The sequence below is a fragment of the Pseudomonas sp. Pdm06 genome (genome assembly GCF_014851795.1).
In the GTDB taxonomy this organism is placed as follows: Bacteria; Pseudomonadota; Gammaproteobacteria; order Pseudomonadales; family Pseudomonadaceae; genus Aquipseudomonas; species Aquipseudomonas fluorescens_AA.
Genome location: NZ_JACVAH010000001.1, coordinates 364,943 through 386,677, shown reverse-complemented (window position 1 = coordinate 386,677; position 21,735 = coordinate 364,943). Strand labels below are relative to the sequence as shown.

The 21,735-nt window shown below is 62.4% G+C and carries 14 protein-coding genes and 1 other RNA gene; 5 read left to right on the top strand and 10 right to left on the bottom strand.

Going from position 1 to position 21,735, the window contains the following annotated elements:
* Positions 1–44: 44 nt before the first annotated feature.
* From IB266_RS01690 to dnaX, 3 genes are all read right to left on the bottom strand, one after another.
* Positions 45–1,079: an NADP-dependent oxidoreductase gene (locus tag IB266_RS01690; RefSeq protein WP_192259772.1), complete on the bottom strand. Its 1,035-nt coding sequence runs from the start codon at positions 1,077–1,079 to the stop codon at positions 45–47.
* 275 nt (positions 1,080–1,354) lie between these two features.
* On the bottom strand, positions 1,355–1,693 hold the full coding sequence (locus IB266_RS01685) for a YbaB/EbfC family nucleoid-associated protein (protein ID WP_003183512.1): 339 nt from the start codon (positions 1,691–1,693) through the stop codon (positions 1,355–1,357).
* 64 nt (positions 1,694–1,757) lie between these two features.
* Positions 1,758–3,833: a DNA polymerase III subunit gamma/tau gene (gene dnaX, locus IB266_RS01680; RefSeq protein ID WP_192259770.1), complete on the bottom strand. Its 2,076-nt coding sequence runs from the start codon at positions 3,831–3,833 to the stop codon at positions 1,758–1,760.
* Positions 3,834–3,975: 142 nt separating this feature from the next.
* On the opposite strand from dnaX, the gene IB266_RS01675 reads away from it, so the two are divergent.
* Positions 3,976–4,746, top strand: a complete 771-nt coding sequence (locus IB266_RS01675; protein ID WP_192259768.1) for a substrate-binding periplasmic protein — start codon at positions 3,976–3,978, stop codon at positions 4,744–4,746.
* Here the strand turns inward: IB266_RS01675 and IB266_RS01670 are convergent.
* Entirely contained in the window at positions 4,692–6,440 is a 1,749-nt protein-coding gene (locus IB266_RS01670; RefSeq protein WP_192259766.1) for a putative bifunctional diguanylate cyclase/phosphodiesterase, read from the bottom strand. The genes IB266_RS01675 and IB266_RS01670 overlap by 55 nt on opposite strands.
* A 338-nt stretch (positions 6,441–6,778) precedes the next feature.
* On the opposite strand from IB266_RS01670, the gene IB266_RS01665 reads away from it, so the two are divergent.
* Positions 6,779–7,093, top strand: coding sequence for a helix-turn-helix domain-containing protein (locus tag IB266_RS01665; protein WP_192259764.1), 315 nt, complete (start codon positions 6,779–6,781; stop codon positions 7,091–7,093).
* A gap of 199 nt (positions 7,094–7,292) precedes the next feature.
* Complete coding sequence (locus tag IB266_RS01660) at positions 7,293–7,799, top strand: DUF4823 domain-containing protein (RefSeq protein ID WP_192259762.1); 507 nt, start codon at positions 7,293–7,295, stop codon at positions 7,797–7,799.
* 182 nt (positions 7,800–7,981) lie between these two features.
* Here the strand turns inward: IB266_RS01660 and ffs are convergent.
* The 6 genes from ffs to IB266_RS01630 form a co-directional block, all read right to left on the bottom strand.
* Positions 7,982–8,078: signal recognition particle sRNA small type (gene ffs, locus IB266_RS01655), an RNA gene on the bottom strand.
* A 293-nt stretch (positions 8,079–8,371) separates the two neighbouring features.
* Positions 8,372–9,532, bottom strand: coding sequence for a putative zinc-binding metallopeptidase (locus IB266_RS01650; protein ID WP_192259760.1), 1,161 nt, complete (start codon positions 9,530–9,532; stop codon positions 8,372–8,374).
* A 233-nt stretch (positions 9,533–9,765) separates the two neighbouring features.
* On the bottom strand, positions 9,766–12,123 hold the full coding sequence (gene ligA / locus IB266_RS01645) for an NAD-dependent DNA ligase LigA (protein ID WP_192259758.1): 2,358 nt from the start codon (positions 12,121–12,123) through the stop codon (positions 9,766–9,768).
* A gap of 132 nt (positions 12,124–12,255) precedes the next feature.
* Complete coding sequence (gene zipA / locus IB266_RS01640; protein WP_092166671.1) at positions 12,256–13,101, bottom strand: cell division protein ZipA; 846 nt, start codon at positions 13,099–13,101, stop codon at positions 12,256–12,258.
* A gap of 258 nt (positions 13,102–13,359) precedes the next feature.
* Positions 13,360–16,848: a chromosome segregation protein SMC gene (gene smc, locus IB266_RS01635; protein ID WP_192259756.1), complete on the bottom strand. Its 3,489-nt coding sequence runs from the start codon at positions 16,846–16,848 to the stop codon at positions 13,360–13,362.
* Between the two features lies 1 nt (position 16,849).
* Positions 16,850–17,509, bottom strand: coding sequence for a GntR family transcriptional regulator (locus IB266_RS01630; protein WP_192259754.1), 660 nt, complete (start codon positions 17,507–17,509; stop codon positions 16,850–16,852).
* Between the two features lie 370 nt (positions 17,510–17,879).
* Between IB266_RS01630 and xdhA the strand changes: the two genes are divergently transcribed.
* Both xdhA and xdhB read left to right on the top strand, forming a co-directional pair.
* Positions 17,880–19,334, top strand: coding sequence for a xanthine dehydrogenase small subunit (xdhA, locus tag IB266_RS01625; RefSeq protein WP_192259752.1), 1,455 nt, complete (start codon positions 17,880–17,882; stop codon positions 19,332–19,334).
* Entirely contained in the window at positions 19,327–21,726 is a 2,400-nt protein-coding gene (gene xdhB, locus IB266_RS01620) for a xanthine dehydrogenase molybdopterin binding subunit (protein WP_192259750.1), read from the top strand. The genes xdhA and xdhB overlap by 8 nt, the downstream gene beginning before the upstream one ends.
* The last annotated feature ends 9 nt before the right edge of the window (positions 21,727–21,735 follow it).

Here is a 21,735-nt window from a genome sequence, read left to right as displayed (position 1 = left end):
ACGAGACGCGGTTTATACCCGCGCCTCCGGTTAGCGTCAAATACTCAATCCTGCGCGACCCGCACCACCAACTTGCCGAAGTTGCGCCCTTCCAACAGGCCGATAAACGCCTGTGGCGCATTTTCCAAGCCATCGACCACGTCCTCACGGAACTTGACCTTGCCATCGCGCACCCAAGGGGCCATGGCACTGATGAACTCCGGCTGACGGTCACCGTAGTCGTCGAACACAATAAACCCCTGGATCCGCACGCGCTTGGTCAGCAAGGTGCGCTGCAGTTGCGGCAAGCGATCCGGACCGCTCGGTGCTTGATGATCGTTGTAGGAGGCGATCAGGCCACAGAGCGGGATCCTCGCCTTGGCGTTGAGCAACGGCACGACGGCATCGAAGACCTTGCCGCCGACGTTTTCGTAATAGATATCGATGCCCTTGTCACAGGCCCGCGCCAGTTCTTCGGCAAAATTGGCGCTCTTGTGATCGACACAGGCATCAAAGCCCAGCTCATCGACCACGTACTTGCATTTCTCGTTGCCGCCCGCGACCCCGACGACACGCAGGCCCTTGATCTTCGCCACCTGGCCGACCACCGAGCCCACGGCACCCGAGGCGGCCGCGACCACCAGGGTTTCCCCGGCCTTGGGCTGGCCAATGTCCATCAGCCCCATGTAAGCGGTCATGCCCGGCATGCCCAGTACACCCAAAGCCATCGACGGGCTGGGCAGCCCGGAGGGGATGGGCATCACGTTGCGCCCATCGCTGATGCTGTGGCTCTGCCAACCCGTGGCGCCCACCACCAGATCACCCTCCTGGAATTTCGGGTGCATCGAACGCTCCACGCGGCTGACAGCGCCGCCGGTCATCACCTCGTCGATTTCCACCGGCGCGGCGTAGGAAGGTGCATCGCTCATGCGCCCACGCATGTAGGGGTCCAGGGACAGGAACAGCGTCTTGAGCAGGATCTGCCCCTGTGCCAGGTCCGGCAGGGTCACCTGCTCCAGGCGGAAATTCTCCGGGGTCGGGGCGCCGTGGGGGCGAGAGGCCAGGACGATGCGCTGGCTGGTGGTCGATGCTTGTGACATGGAAGCGTCTCCTTGATCGTTGAGTGGCACGTATAGGGAGCAGACCCTTGCCGAGGGGGCAGCGTTCGATGTTTGTTCAGCGGGCACTTGTGGGAGCAAGGCTTGCCCGCGATACAGACACCTCGGTGTGTCGGAGCGGCGCGCCATCGTTCATCGCGGGCAAGCCTTGCTCCCACAGGTATGATTTCTACCACCGCTCGCGCCTATGACAGAAACAAAAATGCCAGGCGCGATGCCTGGCATTGTGTGTAGCCCATCCCGACCGGGATGGCGAATCAGAACGGCAGTTTCATGCCCGGTGGCAGTTGCATGCCCGCGGTCATGCCGGACATCTTGTCCTGGCTGTTGGCTTCGATCTTGCGCACCGCGTCATTGACGGCGGCGGCGAACAGGGCCTCGAGCATTTCCTTGTCATCTTCGCTCAGGCCTTCGACCACGCTTGGGTCGATGCTGACACGCTTGATGTCGTGACGACCGGTCATGACCACGGTCACCATGTCGCCACCGGATTTGCCGGTAACTTCGGCGTTGGCCAGTTCTTCCTGCATCTTGGCCATTTTTTCCTGCATCTGCTGCGCCTGCTTCATCAGGCCGGCCATGCCACCTTTCATCATGGGAATCACCTCGAAAGTACTTGGATAAACAACACGCCCGGCCCGTTCGGCCCGGCGCCTTCAGTTATGAGCCCTGGGTGACCGGGGCCTCGACAGGTTCGATAGTATCGTGACGGACCACGGCGCCGAACTGTTGCATCATCTGCTGGATGAATGGATCACCGTGGATCGACTCCTCGGCTTCGCGCTGACGGTCGGCACGGCGGCGGGACGCGGCCTGAGCCGGAGTCTCCTGCTCGGGCTTGATCAGCTCGATGGTCAGCGTCAGGGTCCGCTCGTGGTACTGGTTCAGTGCATCGTTGAGGCGACGTTGCTGGGTCGCGTTGAACAGTGCGCTGTGGGCCGGGTCCAGGTGCAGCAGCCAGTGGTCGCCTTCCACGGCCATCAGCGTGCAGTTGGCGGCAATGCTGCCGGTCATGCCGCTGATCGGCAGTTTAGGGAACAGTTCCAGCCATTGCAGGGCCAGCCCGGTGGCCGGCATCGCCGCCGGTTCCGGCTCGGGCTCCGGGGTCGGCTCAGCGGCGTGCTCGCTGGCCAGGTCGTCCAGGTAGCTGTACGCCGAGTCCATGTCCGGCTCGATGTAATCCTCATCCAGCGGCGGCTCGTCGTCCAGGTCGATGCCTGGCGTGGCGATATCGACGTCGGCCACCGTCGGCTCGGGCACGGGCGCTGCGACCCATTCCGGCGCATCGGGGACCACGCTGTCGGGCGTCGGCAGGGGCATCGGCGGCAACTCGGGCTGCTCGGCGACGGTTTCCAACACGGGCTCGACGACCGGCTGCTGGACCACTGGCGGCTCGACCGGGTCGTTCCAAGGCAGGTCGACGACTTCTTCGGCGACAGGCTCGGGCAGTGCCTCGACGACCGGCTCGGGTTCCGGCTCGGGCGTCGCGACAACAGGCGCCGGCACCGGCTGGGGTACAGGTGCCACCGCTGCCGGAGCCGAAGTCACTGCCGGCGCAACGACGGGCGCGGCAGCCACTGGCTTGGCGGAATCAGCTGTGGCCTGGCTGATCCCCACTGGCTTTAGCGTTTGCCTCGGGGCGTCCGCCGTGTCGGCTGGCCGGAACGCCAGCATTCGCAGCAGGACCATTTCGAAGCCGCCTCGCGGATCCGGTGCCAGGGGCAGGTCGCGACGGCCGATCAGGCCCATCTGGTAATAGAACTGCACGTCTTCGGCCGGCAGCGCCTGGGCCAGGGCCAGTACGCGATCACGGTCGCCATGGCCGTTGTCGACGCCTTCAGGCAGGGCCTGGGCAATGGCGACACGGTGCAGCACGTTGAGGATTTCCGAGAGTACGCCATTCCAGTCCGGGCCCTGCTCGGCCAGGTGACGCACCGCCTCGAGCAGCGCCTTGGCATCGCCTTCGATCAGCGCATGCAAGACGTCATAGACCTGGCCGTGATCGAGGGTGCCGAGCATGGCTCGGACATCGGCGGCCATGACCTTGCCTTCACCGAAAGCGATGGCCTGGTCGGTCAGGCTCATGGCGTCGCGCATCGAACCATCGGCGGCGCGGCCCAACAGCCACAGCGCATCGTCTTCGAATGGCACGTTTTCGACGCCCAATACGTGGGTCAGGTGCTCGACCACCCGCTCCGGCGTCATGTTTTTCAGGGAGAACTGCAGGCACCGCGACAGAATCGTTGCAGGAAGTTTCTGCGGGTCGGTGGTCGCCAGGATGAACTTGACGTAGGGCGGCGGTTCTTCGAGGGTCTTGAGCAGCGCATTGAAGGAATGGCTGGAGAGCATGTGCACTTCGTCGATCAGGTAGACCTTGAAGCGCCCACGGCTCGGGGCGTATTGCACGTTGTCGAGCAGTTCGCGGGTGTCTTCGACCTTGGTGCGGCTGGCGGCGTCGATCTCGATCAGGTCGACGAAGCGGCCCTCGTCGATTTCCCGGCAGACCGAACACTCGCCACAAGGTGTCGAAGTGATACCGGTTTCACAGTTCAGGCACTTGGCAATGATCCGCGCGATGGTGGTCTTGCCCACGCCCCGGGTACCGGTGAACAGGTAGGCGTGGTGCAGCCGCTGGCTGTCCAAGGCATTGATCAGAGCCTTGAGCACATGGGTCTGGCCGACCATTTCGCGGAACGAGCGCGGACGCCATTTACGTGCAAGAACCTGATAACTCATCGAAAACCGTCGCAACGAAGGAACATAAGCGGCTAATGCTAGCGGAGCAGGGGCGAAATTGCATCCGGTGTGCTCGTCTAATGTGACTAAGCTAGGCCAGGGGGCTTGTTGTCGACACGGTTTTACACAGTCAGGAGAGTTTATGCGCTCAGCCATGGGGGCTTTGCTGTTGTTGAGTACCGGTTGTCTTGCCGAGGAAGCCCCCTTGCGTTTCGCCATTACCGATGGCTGGGCGATGCCCATGGTGCAGATCGAACGAGGCCGCCCGACCCAGGGCATCATTCCCGACATCATGACCAGCCTGGCGACCCAGATAGGAAAGCCGGCGCAATTCCACGTCCTCTCCCGCGCCCGGCTCGACGGTGCCATGAAACACGGCGAGATCGACATGCGTTGCTATGTCAGCCCTGACTGGGTGAAGGACAATGGTGATTATCTGTGGAGCATCCCGTTGTTTTTCCAACGTGACCTGCTCGTCGCCACCACAAGCGTACCCGCGACGGTAACGCCAACAACGCTGTCGCCCCAACCCATCGGCACGGTGCTCGGCTACAGCTACCCGACCTTGCAACCCTTGTTCGACGCCGGTCAACTGCACCGCGACGATGCCCGCAGCCAGGAACAAGTGCTGGCGAAACTGTTGGCCGGGCGTTATCGCTATGGGATCAGTAATCAATGGGCGCTGGACTGGTTCAATCAACGCCATACCGCTGATCGCCAACTTCATGAGGTGGCTGTCCTGCAGGAACAGCGGTTGAGCTGTTATGTGCGCAACGATCCGAGCATTCCCGCACAGCACATTCTGAGGACATTGCTGAACATGAAGACGTCCGGGGAAATCGACGCGATCATCCAGCTCTACACCGGCCGCAGTGAAGCATCACGGGCCGAGAGCGAGGCGCCCTCGCCCTGATCGCCTGGCCGCTGCTGCCATTGCGACGGCGGAACGAACCCCTGCACCCAGCCGGGTATCTGTTCGGACGGCATGGGCCGGGCGATGAAATAACCTTGTGCCACCTCACAGCCCAGGCGCAGCAACAATTGGCCATGCTCCAGGCTGTCCAGCCCTTCGGCGACCACCTCGCGGCCAAACGCCCGAGCCAGGCCGATCACCGCTTCGGTCAGCGCCAGGTCGTCGCGGTCATCGAGAATGTCGCGCACGAAGGTCTTGTCGATCTTGATGGTTTGCGTGCGCAGGTGCTTGAGGTCGTTGAGCGAGCAGTAGCCGGTGCCGAAACCGCCCAGGGAAAACCCCACGCCCAGCGCCTGGCACGCCTGGAGGCAGGCGCTGACGTGGGCCAGGTTCTCCACGGCGACGGACTCGACAATCTGCAGATCCAACAGCCGTGGCGGCACCGCCGAATGCCGCTCCAACACCTGTCGCAGCCGCTCGACAAAATCCGCCCGCTGGAAATGCCGCGCCGAGATATTGATGCTCACCGGCCAGCCCTGCCCCGCCTGCTGCCATTGTTGCAACTGAGTCAAGACCTGTTCCATGACCCACTCGCCGATCTCGACGATCAGGTCAGTCTCCTCCACCAGGGGCAAGAATTCCCGAGGCGGTACCAGGCCACGTTGCGGATGCTTCCAGCGCAGCAGCGCCTCCAGGCCGACCACGGTGCCATGACGCATATTGACCTTGGGCTGGAAATGCAGCCGCAGTTCGTTATCGGCCAGTGCCTGGCGGACCCGCTCGACTGTCTGGTAAGTGGCCCGCACCTCCTTGTCCCGGGACACATCGAACAAGTGGAAACGATTGCGACCGCTTTGCTTGGCCACGTACATCGCCTGGTCGGCGTGACGCAACAGGGTCTCGGCGTCTTCGTTGTCCCACGGGAACAACGTGACGCCAATACTGGCGAAGACCTTGATGTCCTTGCCGTCAATGGCATACGGCATGGAGACGGCGATCAACACCCGATTCAACGCGGCATGCAGCTCTTCCATCCCACGCACATGGCGCAACACCAGCACGAACTCATCCCCGCCCAGCCGCGCCACCACGTCCTCGCCACGCACAATGCTGCGCAGGCGCCTGGCGACCTCCACCAACAGTCGATCACCGCTGGCGTGACCATAGCCGTCATTGACCGCCTTGAAGCCATCGAGGTCGAGCATACACACCGCCAGGGGCAGGTTCTCCGCACGGGAAAACTCCAGGGCCTGGTCCAGCAGATCCGACAGATAAGTACGATTGGGCAGGCCGGTCAGCACATCGTGACCGACCCGCCATTGCAACGAATGCAGCAGGCGACGCTTTTCGCTGACATCGAAGCGAATCGCCAGGTAGCGCTCGATTCGGCCTGTCTCGTCGTCGATCACCGGCACCAGGGTGGTGTCGACCCAGTGCAGCGTACCGTCCTTGGCCCGATTGCAGATTTCCCCTTTCCAGACCTGGCCCAGGGCAATGGTGCTCCACATGGCGCTGAAGAACTCGCCAGGGTGCTGGCCGGAATTGAGCAGGCGATGGTTCGCGCCCAGCAGCTCATCGCGCCGGTAACCGAAAAGACTGCAAAATTGATCGTTGACGTAGGTGATGCGCCCGCTCAGATCGGTCTCGGAAAAAATCGCGGCGGCGTCAACGGCCCTGCGGTACTTCTTATCCATCGAAGCAGTCATCCATGAGTCAGGCTCATTTGTCGCGCGCGGTTGCACCGCCTTCAAGACAGGCGAAAATCAACTAGGCTCAAACACTCTGAGAGAAGCTGGAGCGCGGGCCCTGGCGATGCCAAGGGAGAGCTTCAGCCCTTGCCTTGTATCGTGGCAAGAACACAAGGCCCGGCCTCTGCATACACCTCGGCTTCGAAAAGCAGGTCACCAAATACCCGTGCCAAAGGCCGATTCTACGAAACACATCACATTTTGCAAAGCAAGGTGATGGATCACGCGGTTGCCTAATGCGAAAATCTATCGTTAAGTTCTTGATTCTAAATGGGAATTAAGCGATGCAAATTTCAAGTTTGGGTCCGGCCATCAGACGCTACCGCAAAGTAGCGGGGCTTACTCAGGCTGAACTTGGCGAAAAAACCGGTTTTGACCCTAAAACCATCAGCCGCTTCGAAACCGGCACCTACACCCCCAGCGTCGAAGCCTTGTTCCTGCTTGCCAATGTGCTGGATGTGCAACTGAAGGCCTTTTTTACCGACATGGCCGATGAGGACGAACAGCGGGCGTACCTGTTCGGTGTCATACACAAAGCCACCCCGAAGGACCTGGGAAAGCTGATCGCAGCGGTCGACCAGGCCTTGTCCAAGCCTTGACCCAGTGAAAGAGCAGCCTGGCCTGTCGAGGCGAGACAGGCCAGGCTTCTCTTTGCTCGCCTGCCCAATTCCGAGGATGACGCACGACATAATGTCACGTTGACATCTCTTGCCACGAACCCGGACTATCAACGCGCTGATTCCTGCGTCCCGATGACGCCCACCGACTCGTCGACACAACAAAATCCCAGGGGACTCCGTGCATAAACTTTCGATCATTCTGGTCTCGATACTCGCCACCGGCTGCACCGCCAAATACGCGCAACAAGACGTATTCCCCAACCCGGGAAAACTTGATCGACAAATGCCCGTCACCATCGCCATACCGGTCGACGGACGCTACGAAACGACGCCCTACCCTGCCTCCGGCGATATGACAGCTGCCGCCGTCAAGACGGCCTTCTCTTACTACACCAACCGCGTGACGGTAATGGGCGCGTGCCGTGAGTTGAGCTGCCTGAGACAGAACAGCCCTTCGGGCTACTACGTCATCCCGGAAATCCTGCACTGGGAAGAACGCGCCACGGAATGGTCGGGCCTCCCCGACAAGATTGAAGTGAAGCTCGCTATTTATGGCCCGACTGGCGCACAGCCGCTGGGGTCTGCGATCTTGTCCGGCAAAAGCAAATGGGCGACTTTCGGCGGGGATCATCCACAGGATCTTTTGCAAGAGCCGATTGCTGAGTACGTGAAGACTCAGTACTGACCCCAGGGCCCGGTCCTGTCATTGCACAGGACCGGCCTGCTTGTTGACGTTGAAGCTCGATTGCCCCTGTCCGGCCAAAGCCTGGGCAGCAGAAAGCACCGATCGGTATCGATCAGCAAAACAACAAGAAATTTTGAAGTTGGCAAACCTTGCGAACGAAGGCTTGGGCGTTATGGAGGCAACCCCACCAGCCACACCCCGGCACACAATGTTCCCGCTGTGGCTGCTTCCTTCCGGATCTGACCAGGTTCACGGGTAATCGTTGCGGGGGGACCGATGGGGTCACCATAACGACGCCCGCCTGACGGCGAGCCGCGCCATTGTACCTATCTGGCAAGAAGTTACAACCGTTCGCGGCGGATTAAAAAACTGAAGATGTTCAAGTACTTGCTATGGGAACAAAGCGTGTCTGCGATGAAGTCGGCCCATCCGGCATGATCGCAAGCTGACCTGTCGCTATCGCGAGCAAGCTCGCTCCCACAGGGGGATCTGCGCTTCGTGTGTGTGGGAGCGAGCTTGCGCGCGAAGGCGTCGGTACATTCAACAGGGTTGCAAGCGGCCTCCACAGAAAACTACAACAACACCTCATCCGCCCGACCACCCTCTTCCTGGATCACCAGATGGATGAAATGCAGTTTGGTGATCACCGCCGCCGGCACGACGAACGGGTAGAAATCCGGCTGGCCCATGCTGCGGGACAACTCGTTGAGCATGCCGGCCAGTTCGATCCAGGCGTTGACGAACGAGAGGAAAGCCGCGCCGCCAGTGTGTTCGGGGTCGTACAAGGTCTCGGGCGGGAACGGCTGGTAGTCGAAATCCATCTCCCGGGCACTCATGCCGAAGCCCAGGGCGGTGTCTACCGCATCCATCATGTGCAGGTAATGGGCCCAGGTTTCCGCCCAGTCTTCCCAAGGGTGCATGGTGGCGTAGGCGCTGACGTAGCGGGTTTGCCAATCCTGCGGCGCGCCTTGCTGATAGTGGCGTTCCAGGGCTTCGGCGTAGCTGGCGCGCTCATCGCCGAACAACTCGCGAAACGCCTCGAGCCAGTGGCTGTTGGCAATCAGTCGATCCCAGTAGTAATGCCCCACCTCATGACGAAAATGCCCGAGCAAGGTGCGATACGGCTCGCGCATCTGCTGGCGCACGTACTCACGATGAGCATCGTCCGCCTCTTTGATGTCGAGGGTGATCAGCCCGCTGGCATGGCCGGTCATCGGCGATTTGCCGTCGGGGTCGACGCCGATGAAGTCGAAAGCCAGGCCGATGTTTTCGTCGACGGTTTTCGGGATGACCGGCAAGCCAAAGGTTATCAGTTGCGCGACCAGCCGACGCTTGGCGGTCTCGACCTTGCGCCAGCGCTCAGGGTTTTCCGGAATCGACAGGTCGGGGATGGTGCGGTTCAGGCTGCAGGCGATGCACAGGGTATCGCGCCCATTGTCCGGCAGCAGCCAATTGCAGGCCGCCGGGGTGTCGAGGTTGGCGCAACGGCGGAACAACCCGGCTTGCGGATCGGCATCCAGCGTCCAGGTGTCGGGCTGCTCAGCGGGCTGCAGGGACGACAAGCGACTCTGCTCGGGTTGATACCCCAGGGCCGCCAGGCAGGCCAGGCATTGGCTGTTGCGAAAGAACAACGACTGGCCGCAGCGGCACGACCAGACCTTGCTGTTACGTGACCGATCGCCCAGGAACGGCGCAGCGATGCGTGAACTCAGTTGTTCGAAGAAGCGGTACATGGCGATCTCTCCCTGGAGCTTGCAAGACTAGATCATGCTCCGTGTCGGATCGTTCCCCCGCGCTGCGTCACAACACTGAATAAACCGTGGCGAGGGAGCTTGCTCCCGTTGGATGGCGCAGCCGCCCCAATCGGAACGACTCAACCTACCAGACAGACCGCGTCAGGAGGTTTTACGACGGCTGCGCCGCCGAGCGGGAGCAAGCTCCCTCGCCACGGAGGGAGCCCTCACGATTAAACCGTGATGCCATGCTGACTCAAAAAAGCCACGAACGCCGCTTCGTCGAGTACCTTGAGGCCCAGCTCATTGGCCTTGGTCAATTTCGAACCCGCCCCCGGCCCGGCCACCACGCAATGGGTTTTCGCCGACACGGAACCGGCCACCTTCGCCCCCAGACTCTCCAGCTTGTCCTTGGCGACGTCACGACTCATCAGCTCCAGCGAACCGGTCAGCACCCAGGTGTGCCCGGCCTCCGGCAAGCCTTCGACGACTTTCTTCTCGCTTTGCCAGTGCATGCCGAAGTCGCGCAACTGCTGTTGCGCCGCTTCGGCCTGTTGACGGTTGGCGGCGATGGCGAAGAACTCGCGTACGGCGTTGGCCTGCTTTTCCGGCAGCGCCTGGCGCATGTCCAGCCAATCGGCGTTCATCACGCCTTCGAGCGAGCCGAACTTGTCCGCCAGTTTCTGCGCCCCGCCCGGCCCCACCGAAGGAATGTGCAACTTGTCGAGAAAGCCACCCAGGGTGGTGCTGGCGGAAAACTCGGCGCCCAACTCGCCCTGGTCCTGGATCTCGAGGCCATGGCGCAGCAGGTCCTTGATCACCTGGCGGTTGTGCGGGTCTTCAAAGAAGCTGTGGATCTCGTGGGCGACTTCCAGACCGACGTCTGGCAAGTACGTGAGCACCTGGGGCAAGGCCGCCTGCACGCGCTCCAGCGAACCGAGGGAGCGGGCCAGGACCTTGGCCGTCTCCTCGCCCACGTCCGGAATACCGAGGGCGTAGATAAACCGCGCCAGGCTTGGTTTTTTGCTGTCGACGATGGCGGCCAGCAGGTTCTTGCTCGACAGTTCGGCAAAGCCTTCCAGGTCGACCACCTGTTCGAAGGTCAAGGCATACAGATCGGCGGGCGAACCCACCAGCCCCTCATCCACCAGTTGCTCGACGCTCTTCTCGCCCAGGCCCTCGATGTCCATGGCCCGACGCGAAACGAAGTGAATGATCGCCTGCTTGAGTTGCGCGCCACAGGCCAGGCGACCGACGCAGCGGTACACCGCGCCTTCGCTGACGGTTTCGCGGCCCTTGCTGCGCTTGATCAATTGCGTGCGCTCGACGTGGGAGCCGCAGACGGGACATTGCTGGGGCACCTCCACCGGGCGGGCGTTTTCCGGACGGCGCTCGGTGACGACCTGCACCACCTGCGGGATCACATCCCCGGCGCGGCGGATGATCACGGTGTCGCCGATCATTACGCCCAGGCGCGCCACTTCGTCCATGTTGTGCAGGGTGGCGTTGGCCACGGTCACGCCGGCGACTTTCACCGGCTTGAGTCGGGCCACCGGAGTCACCGCGCCCGTGCGGCCAACCTGGAACTCGACGTCCAGCAACTCGGTGAGTTCTTCAGTGGCGGGAAACTTGTGGGCGATGGCCCAACGCGGTTCCCGGGCGCGGAAACCGAGCTCGCGCTGGGAGGCGATGCTGTTGACCTTGAACACCACGCCGTCGATCTCGTAGGGCAACGCGTTGCGCCGCTCGCCGATGTCACGGTAGTAATCCAGGCATTCGTCGATGCCGCGGGCCAGTTTCAGCTCACGGCTGATGGGCATGCCCCAAGCCTTGAGTTGCTTGAGGTTACCGATGTGGGTGTCGGCGATGTCCGACGTCACCTGGCCGATGCCGTAGCAACAGAACTCCAGGGGACGGTTGGCCGTGATCCTGGAATCGAGCTGACGCAGGCTGCCGGCCGCCGCGTTGCGCGGGTTGGCAAACGTCTTGCCGCCCACCTCCAACTGCGTGGCGTTGAGGCGCTCGAAGCCGGCCTTGGACATGTACACCTCGCCGCGCACTTCCAGCAGCGGTGGCCAGCCCGTGCCCTGCAACTTGAGGGGAATGTTGCGCACGGTGCGCACATTGACGCTGATGTCCTCGCCCGTGGTGCCGTCACCGCGTGTGGCGCCGCGCACCAGCATGCCGTCCTGATACAACAGGCTGACCGCCAGCCCATCGAGCTTCGGCTCGCAGCTGTACTCCACCACCGCGCCACCGCCCAGCAAGTCACCCATGGGCAGGTCGAGACCTTCCGTCACCCGCCGGTCGAACTCACGCATGGTGGTTTCGTCGAAGGCGTTGCCCAGGCTGAGCATCGGGATCTCGTGGCGCACCTGGCTGAACGCCGACAGCGCCACGCTGCCGACCCGTTGGGTCGGGGAGTCGCTGGTGACCAGTTCCGGATGCTGCTCTTCCAGGGCCTTGAGCTCGTGGAACAGGCGGTCGTACTCGGCATCGGGAATGCTTGGCTCATCGAGGACGTGGTAGCGGTAGTTGTGCTGATCCAGCTCGGTACGCAGCTTTTGGATGCGGGTTTCAACGGCGTTCATGGGTGTTCTCTCATAAAGCAAAAGAGCAGCCTAGGCTGCTCGATTTTCTTGATACATGGGGGTGCTTCGCACCCCAGCGGGAGCAAGCTCCCTCGCCACACAAAGCTCTCTGGGCAGGAGAGCCATCATCGCTCAGCGCTTCTGGGTCAGCGCCCGACGCTCGAATTCGACGATGCGCTGGCGGTAGTGCTCGATGGTCTGGGCGGTCAGCACGCTGCGCTGGTCATCCTTCAGTTCACCATTGAGTTCCTGGGACAGCTTGCGCGCCGCGGCCACCATCACGTCGAAGGCCTGCTTGGGATGACGCGGGCCCGGCAGACCGAGGAAGAAGCTCACCGCCGGCGTGCTGAAATGATCGATGTCGTCGAGGTCGAACACACCGGGCTTGACCGCGTTGGCCATGGAGAACAGCACCTCGCCGTTACCGGCCATGCTTTCGTGACGGTGGAAAATGTCCATCTCGCCGAAACGCAGGCCGCTTTCGAGGATGTTCTGCAGCAACGCCGGGCCCTTGAAGCCGGCCGGGTCGCGGCAGATCACGCTGATCACCAGCACTTCTTCAGCCTGGGCCTGGTCCTTGTCGGCGCTCGGGGTCTTGGTCTCGTCCGGGAAGTCGCCGTCGCGACTGCTGAAGCTCGGCCCACCATCCAGGTCGAGGTTCAGGTTCAAATCACCCTGGGACGGCTCGCTGTTGCGCTTGCCGCGCTTGGAACCCGACTCCCGTGGCTCGCGGACAGGTGCGCTCATCGACGGCAAGTCGTGTTCGTCCAGCTGCGGTTCCTTGTGGGTGTCCAGCACCCGCGGCGGGCCCAGCAGTTCGGCGCTGTCATCCTCATCGGGCAGGTTCGACAGGCTGCGATCCAGGCGAAACTTCAGTTTCCCCTTGCCGCCGCGCATGCGACGCCAGCCGTCGAAAAGAATACCGGCAATGACAATAATGCCGATGACGATCAGCCACTCGCGCAGACCGATTTCCATGTAATCCCGTGCCTCTATAAAAATGCTGAAAAATAAGGGGCTTAGCTATTTGCAAACCGCTTTAAAACGTGGCGCCAACTCTATGTTCTGAATGGCGTTTTGCCCACGCATACGAAAAATTGACATTAAACTAGCACGACCAAAGATAACTTTACACCGTCTGTCGCATAGGCTTGTGCCCAATCTGTGAATTGAACATCAACCCCCCGGGTAAAAAATACCTACAGCGTTCGAAGTAGAAGCCCTACAACCGGTTGTTCAGGCATCCACCATGGCCATGGCCTCCTCCACATCCACCGCCACCAGTCGCGAACAGCCGGGCTCATGCATGGTCACCCCCATCAACTGATCGGCCATTTCCATGGCGATCTTGTTGTGGGTGATGTAGATGAACTGCACCGTTTCAGACATCTCCTTCACCAGCCGTGCGTAACGGCCTACGTTGGCGTCGTCCAGTGGCGCGTCGACCTCGTCGAGCATGCAGAACGGCGCCGGGTTCAACTTGAAGATGGCAAAGACCAGGGCCAGCGCGGTCAGCGCCTTTTCGCCACCGGAGAGCAAATGGATGGTGCTGTTCTTCTTGCCAGGAGGACGCGCCATGATTGTCACCCCTGTATCGAGTAAATCTTCGCCCGTCAGTTCCAAATAGGCGCTGCCGCCACCGAAAACTTTTGGGAAAAGAGCCTGCAAACCGCCGTTGATCTGATCAAAGGTATCCTTGAAGCGGTTGCGGGTTTCCTTGTCGATCTTGCGGATGACGTTTTCCAGGGTCTCCAGCGCTTCCACCAGGTCATCGTTCTGTGCGTCCAGGTAGCGCTTGCGCTCGGACTGCTGCTGGTACTCGTCGATGGCCGCCAGGTTGATTGCCCCCAGGCGCTGGATACGCTGGGCAATGCGCTCCAGTTCTTCCTCGGCGTCCTTTTCGTTCGCCCCGGCCACCAGGGTGGCGAGTACGCCGTCGAGGTCGTAGCCGTCTTCCAGCAATTGGTCCTGCAAGGCTTTGCGCCGCACCGTCAGGGCTTGCCACTCCATGCGCTGCTGTTCCATCTGGCCGCGGATCAGTTGGGATTGCTGCTCGGCCTGGCTGCGGCGCTTCTCAGCGTCGCGCAGTTCGCGGTCGGCGTCCTCCAAGGCGATCTGCGCCGTCTTGAGTTCTTCGTCGACGCTCATGCGCTTGTCGAGCAACTCTTCGAGCTTGAGGCGCAGCTCTTCCAAAGGTGCCTCGCCCTCCTCCAGATTGAGGCTCAACTGCTCGCGTTTTTCGGTCAGGCGTTCGGACTGCATTTCCAGCCGTTCCAAGGCCTGACGCGTGGAGTCGTATTGAGCCTTGAGCGAGCCCAGGCGCACCGCCAACTGATGGGCGTGGTCCTTGTGCTGGCGTGCTTCCTGGCGTACCCGATCCAGGCGCTCCCGCAAGCTGTCGCGCTGGGCCAGCAGCAGTTCACGCTGCTCGGTGTCCAGTGCCATGGCATCGAGGGCTTCTTGCAGTTGCAAGCGCGCCTCGCCGATCTGTTCGTGCTCCAGCGCCCGCTGCTCGCCCAGCTCGGTGATTTCTTCTTCCAGGCGGGTGCGACGCAGCGCCAGTTGCTCGACCTTGGCCTTGCCGGCCGACAACTGCGCCTTGAGCTCGCCTTGCTGGCGCGCTTCATCCTGCAACAGCCGCCGCAGGTGCTCGCGGCCGTTTTCCTGTTGACGCTGTTGCGCCCGCAGGTTTTGCAATTCGGTTTCCAGGGCTTCGACGCTGGCTTCGCGCTCTTCCCGTTCGGCGCCCAGGCGCTGGATTTCCTGGCCACGGGCGAGCATGCCGCTCTCGGCTTCGCTGGCCCGGCGCACCCGCAGGAAATGCCGGCCGACCCAATACCCGTCACGACTGATCAGGCTTTCGCCGGCCGCCAATTGCCCGCGCAGGGCCAAGGCCTGCTCAAGGCTGTCCACCGGCTTGACCTGTCCCAGCCAGGGCGACAGGTCCACCTGGGCCTCGACCTTGTCCAGCAAGCTGCCGGGCACGCGTACGCCATCGCCAGCCGGGCTGAGCAGGCGCAGATCGCCCTGGGTAAAGCCCGACAGGTCGAAGCCGCCGAAGTCGTCCACCAGCACCGCTTGCAGGTCGGCCCCCAGCACGGTTTCCACCGCCAGTTCCCAACCGGCATCGACCTTCAGCCCCTCGGCCAGCCGCGGACGCTCGGCCAGGTGCTGGTCGCGCAGCCATTCGGCGGTGCCGGTGCCCGGGTCCAGCGCCGCTTGCTGCAAGGCTTCCAGCGAAGCCAGGCGCCCATTGAGCCGCTGCAACTCACCCTGGCCCTGTTGCTGGTTCTGCAAGGCCAATTGCAAGGCCTGGCGCAGTTGCTCAAGACGTTCGACCTGGGCGTCTTCGCTGGCCTGCAAGTCTTCGAGGGTGGCTTCGCTGGTCGCCAGTTGTTCGCTCAGTTCCAGGATCGCTGCGTCTTCCGGGTCCGCCGCGAGCAAGGCGCGCTCTTCGGAAAGCCGGCGCTGGCGTTCGGCCAGGCGCTCCATACTGGTTTCCAACTGCTGGATGCGCGACTGCTGGACTTCAGCCTGGCGCCGCGGCTCGGCCGAGGCCAGGTTGAAACTGTCCCACTGCTCTTGCCAGCCATGCATGGTCAGTTCGGCTTCTTCCAGGGCCGCGGCGGCCTCTTCGGCGGCGGCACTGGTGATTTCCTGCTCCGGCGTGAGCCTGTCCAGCTCTTCACCGAGGGTCAACAGCAGTGTGCGGTCGTGGCCCAGGTGCGATTCGGTTTCCAGGCGCGCCCGCTCGGCTTCCTTCAAATCATCCTGCAACTGCCGCAGCCGTTGCTGCCCATGCTGGATGCTCTGCTCGACCCGGGCGATGTCGCCGCCCACCGAATAGAAGCGTCCTTGCACCAGATTGAAGCGCTCGGACAGGTCGTGATGGCCGTCGCGCAGGCGCTCGATGGCGGCGTCCGCATTACGCTGCTCGGCCACCAGGGCTTCGAAGCTGACTTCCTGGTTGCCGATGATCGCTTCACGCTGGCCGACCTGCTCGTTCAACGCCTGCCAGCGCAGGGCCGAAAGCTGGGCCTTGAGCTGGCGCTCCTCGCCCTTGTATTCCTGGTACTTCTTCGCGGCCTCGGCCTGGCGGTGCAGACGTTCGAGCTGGCGTTCGAGTTCTTCGCGCAGGTCAGTCAGGCGCGCCAGGTTTTCGTGGGTGCGACGAATGCGGTTTTCGGTCTCGCGCCGCCGCTCCTTGTATTTGGAGATCCCCGCAGCCTCTTCGATGAAGTTGCGCAGGTCCTCGGGCTTGGCTTCGATCAGCTTGGAGATCATGCCCTGTTCGATGATCGAGTAGCTGCGAGGACCCAGGCCGGTGCCGAGGAAAATATCGGTGATGTCGCGACGCCGGCACTTGGTGCCGTTAAGGAAATAGCTGTTCTGGCTGTCGCGGGTCACTTTGCGACGAATGGAGATTTCCGCATAGGCTGCGTACTCGCCCACCAGGGTGCCGTCGGAGTTATCGAACACCAACTCGATGCTCGCCTGGCTTACCGGTTTGCGACTGGTGGAGCCGTTGAAGATGACGTCGGTCATCGACTCGCCGCGCAGGTTCTTGGCTGAGCTCTCGCCCATCACCCAGCGCACGGCGTCGATGATGTTCGACTTGCCGCAACCGTTGGGTCCGACCACCGCCGCCATGTTACTGGGGAAGTTCACCGTGGTCGGGTCGACGAAGGACTTGAACCCCGCCAACTTGATGCACTTGAGCCGCACGTCAGGCCGCCGTCAGGGCAGAAACCACCAGATCGCAACTGCGCTGGGCGTAGGCCGTGAGCACGATGCGGATCTGCGGCAGATCACGGGCCAGCACGGCGGCGAGCAGGCGCTGGAACAGGTCGAGGAATTCGCTCATTTCCGCCTTGCGCTGTTCCAGTGCCAGGAAATAGGCACGGCTCATGGCCGGTTGCAGGTTCTCGACGGTTTCCTGCAAGTACGGGTTGTTGGCAAAGGGATAGGCCGCGCGCATCACACTGAAGCTTTCATCGACGAAGGTGCGGATATCCTGGCGCGTGTAGGCGTCCTGGAGACGCTGCTGGATGGCGACGAACGGCGCCATGTCGGCCTGTTCTTTCCAGCCATGGGCCACGGCGTTGCCCAGCAGAATGTACAGCTCGCTCATCAGCGCGCAGAGGCTGCGCACCTTGTGTTCGGTGAGTTCGGTGACGTGGGCGCCACGGCGCGGCAGGATCGCGATCAAATGGCGTCGTTCCAGGATCAGCAGGGCCTCGCGGACCGAGCCGCGGCTGACATTGAGCGCCAGCGTGACCTTCTGTTCCTGGATGCGCTCTCCCGGCTTCATTTCGCCGCGAATGATGCGTTCGGCGAGATGGTGGGCGATTTGCTCGGCGAGGCTGTCCGGGGCCTTGAACGTCATGGTTGTCCTTCAAACTCTTCGATTTGCACAAGCGGCGCAGTGTAGCGCACTCGATACGTCATGGCGCAGGGCCTGCAGCGGGTTTTTGGCACGATATAAGCAAAAAAGTTTGAGCTTTTCATCCTGAACCAAACCTGTGGGAGCGAGCTTGCTCGCGATGGCGGTGCACCAGCCGATGAACGCATCGACAGACCCGGCGCTATCGCGAGCAAGCTCGCTCCCACAATGGGTCCATACTGACCAAACACGGCAGTTGATCGACCAAACGAATTTTTCTGACCTTTAAGTCAGAAAATCATTGACCGAAAAGTCAGACCTGATAAATTCAGGCCCATGTCGATACAACAATAATGAGTCTGCGAGGCCTTCCGTGATCCAGTTTTTACTCAACCAGGAACTCCGTAGCGAGCACGCCCTGGACCCGAACCTGACCGTGCTCAACTATTTGCGCGAACACGTTGGCAAACCAGGCACCAAAGAAGGTTGCGCCAGCGGCGACTGTGGTGCGTGCACTGTGGTGGTGGGCGAATTGGAAACGGACGCAAATGGCCGCGAACGCATTCGCTACCGCAGCCTCAATTCGTGCCTGACCTTCGTCTCGTCCCTGCACGGCAAGCAACTGATCAGCGTCGAAGACCTCAAGCACCAGGGCCAACTGCACAGCGTCCAGCAGGCGATGGTCGATTGCCACGGTTCGCAGTGCGGTTTCTGCACGCCCGGCTTCGTCATGTCGCTGTTCGCCCTGCAAAAAAACAGCGAGCAGCCCGACGCCCATAAGGCCCACGAAGCCCTGGCCGGCAACCTGTGCCGTTGCACCGGCTATCGGCCGATCCTGGCCGCCGCCGAGCAGGCCTGCTGCGGCAAGCAACCGGACCAGTTCGACGCCCGCGAGGCCGAGACCATCGCCCGCCTCAAAGCCATCGCACCGACCGAGACCGGCGAGCTCAACAGCGGCGACAAACGCTGCCTGGTACCGCTGACCGTGGCCGACCTGGCCGATCTCTACGACGCCTATCCCCAGGCGCGCCTGCTGGCCGGCGGCACGGACCTGGCCCTGGAAGTCACGCAATTTCACCGCACCCTGCCGGTGATGATCTACGTGGGCAACGTCGCCGAACTCAAGCGCATCGAGCGTTTCGACGATCGCCTGGAGATCGGCGCCGCCACCGCCCTCTCCGATTGCTACGAAGCCCTGAAAGCCGAATACCCGGACTTTGGCGAACTGCTGCAACGCTTCGCCTCGCTGCAGATCCGCAACCAGGGCACCCTCGGCGGCAACATCGGCAACGCCTCGCCGATTGGCGACTCGCCGCCCCTGCTGATCGCCCTCGGCGCGCAAATCGTGCTGTGCAAGGGCCAGACCCGGCGCACCCTGCCCCTGGAAGACTACTTCATCGACTACCGGGTCACCGCCCGCCAGGAAAGCGAATTCATCGAAAAGATCATCGTGCCCCGGGCCAGTGCCGAACAGGCGTTCCGCGCCTACAAAGTCTCCAAGCGCCTGGACGATGATATTTCCGCGGTGTGCGCGGCGTTCAACCTGCGCATCGACAACGGCGTGGTCCGCGACGCCCGCGTGGCCTTCGGCGGCATGGCCGCCACACCCAAGCGCGCCAAGCATTGTGAAGCGGCATTGATCGGTGCGCCGTGGACCGACAGCACCGTCGAACGCGCCTGCGCTGCCCTGGCCGAGGACTTCACGCCGCTGTCGGACTTCCGCGCCAGCAAGGAATACCGCCTGCTCAGCGCCCGCAACCTGTTGCGTAAATACTTCATCGAACTGCAAACGCCGCACATCGAGACTCGGGTGACCGCTTATGTCTAACCATCACGCCGTAGAGAAGACCCAAGCCGAACTGGCCGAGCTATTCGCCCGCGACCTCACTACTGGCGTGGGCCGCAGCGTCAAGCATGACAGCGCCGCCAAGCATGTGTCCGGCGAAGCGCAGTACATCGATGACCGCCTGGAATTCCCGAACCAGTTGCACGTCTACGCCCGGCTGTCGGACCGCGCCCACGCCCGGATCATCCGCATCGATACCGCGCCCTGCTATGCCTTCGAAGGCGTGCGCATCGCCATTACCCATGCCGACATTCCGGGGCTGAAGGACATCGGCCCGCTGCTGCCCGGCGACCCGCTGCTGGCCATCGATGACGTGCAGTTCGTCGGCCAACCGGTGCTGGCCGTCGCCGCCAGAGACCTGGAAACCGCCCGCAAGGCGGCGATGGCCGCCATCGTCGAATACGAAGACCTGGAACCGGTGCTGGATGTGGTCGAAGCCCTGCGCAAGCGGCATTTCGTGCTCGACAGCCACACCCACCAACGTGGCGATTCGGCCACTGCACTGGCGAGCGCCGAGCATCGCCTCCAGGGCTCGCTGCACATCGGCGGCCAGGAGCATTTTTACCTGGAAACCCAGATTTCCTCGGTGATGCCCACCGAGGACGGCGGCATGATCGTCTACTGCTCGACCCAGAACCCCACCGAAGTGCAGAAACTGGTGGCCGAAGTGCTGGGCGTGCCGATGAATAAAGTCGTTGTGGACATGCGCCGCATGGGCGGCGGCTTTGGCGGCAAGGAAACCCAGGCCGCCAGCCCGGCGTGCCTGTGCGCGGTCGTCGCGCACCTCACCGGGCAGCCGACCAAGATGCGCCTGCCCCGGGTCGAAGACATGCTGATGACCGGCAAGCGCCACCCCTTCTACATCGAATACGACGTGGGCTTCGACAGCCGCGGGCGCTTGCACGGCATCGCCCTGGAACTGGCCGGCAACTGCGGTTGCTCGCCGGACCTGTCGGCCTCCATCGTCGACCGGGCCATGTTCCACGCCGACAACGCCTACTACCTGGGCGATGCCACCATCAACGGCCACCGCTGCAAGACCAACACCGCGTCGAACACCGCCTACCGTGGTTTCGGCGGCCCCCAAGGCATGGTCGCCATCGAAGAGGTGATGGACGCCATCGCCCGGCACCTGGGTCTGGATCCGCTGGCGGTGCGCAAGGCCAACTACTATGGCAAGACCGAACGCAACGTCACCCACTACTACCAGACCGTCGAGCACAACATGCTCGAGGAAATGACCGCCGAGCTTGAAGAAAGCAGCCAGTACGCCGAGCGCCGCGAAGCGATCCGACGCTACAACGCCAACAGCCCGATCCTGAAAAAAGGCCTGGCGCTGACCCCGGTGAAATTCGGTATTTCGTTCACCGCCAGCTTCCTCAACCAGGCCGGCGCCTTGATCCACGTCTATACCGACGGCAGCATCCACCTCAACCATGGCGGCACCGAAATGGGCCAGGGCCTGAACACCAAGGTCGCCCAGGTGGTGGCCGAGGTGTTCCAGGTGGAAATGGACCGCGTGCAGATCACCGCGACCAACACCGACAAAGTGCCGAACACCTCGCCCACCGCCGCCTCCAGCGGCGCCGACCTGAATGGCAAGGCGGCGCAGAACGCAGCCGAAACCATCAAGCGGCGCCTGGTGGAGTTCGCCGCGCGGCAGTACAAGGTCAGCGAAGAAGACGTGGAATTCCACAACGGCCATGTGCGGGTACGCGATCACATCCTGAGCTTCGAGGCGCTGGTGCAGCAGGCGTATTTCGCCCAGGTCTCGCTGTCGAGCACCGGCTTCTACAAAACCCCGAAAATCTATTACGACCGCAGCCAGGCCCGCGGCCGGCCGTTCTACTACTACGCCTATGGCGCAGCCTGTGCCGAGGTGATCGTCGACACCCTCACCGGCGAGTACAAGATGCTGCGCACCGACATCCTCCACGACGTCGGCGCCTCGCTGAACCCGGCCATCGACATCGGCCAGGTCGAGGGTGGTTTCATCCAGGGCATGGGCTGGCTGACCATGGAAGAGCTGGTGTGGAACGACAAGGGCAAGCTGATGACCAATGGCCCGGCCAGCTACAAGATCCCCGCCGTGGCCGACATGCCGCTGGACCTGCGAGTCAAGCTGGTGGAAAACCGCAAGAACCCTGAAGACACGGTGTTTCACTCCAAGGCCGTGGGCGAACCGCCGTTCATGCTCGGCATCGCCGCGTGGTGCGCCATCAAGGACGCCGTGGCGAGCCTGGGGGATTACCGGCATCAGCCGAACATCGACGCCCCGGCCACGCCGGAGCGGGTGTTGTGGGGGTGTGAGCAGATGCGGGGGTTGAAGGCGGTCAAGGCTGAGGAAGCTGAAGTCGAAGTGGCTTCGCTCTAGACCGCGGCG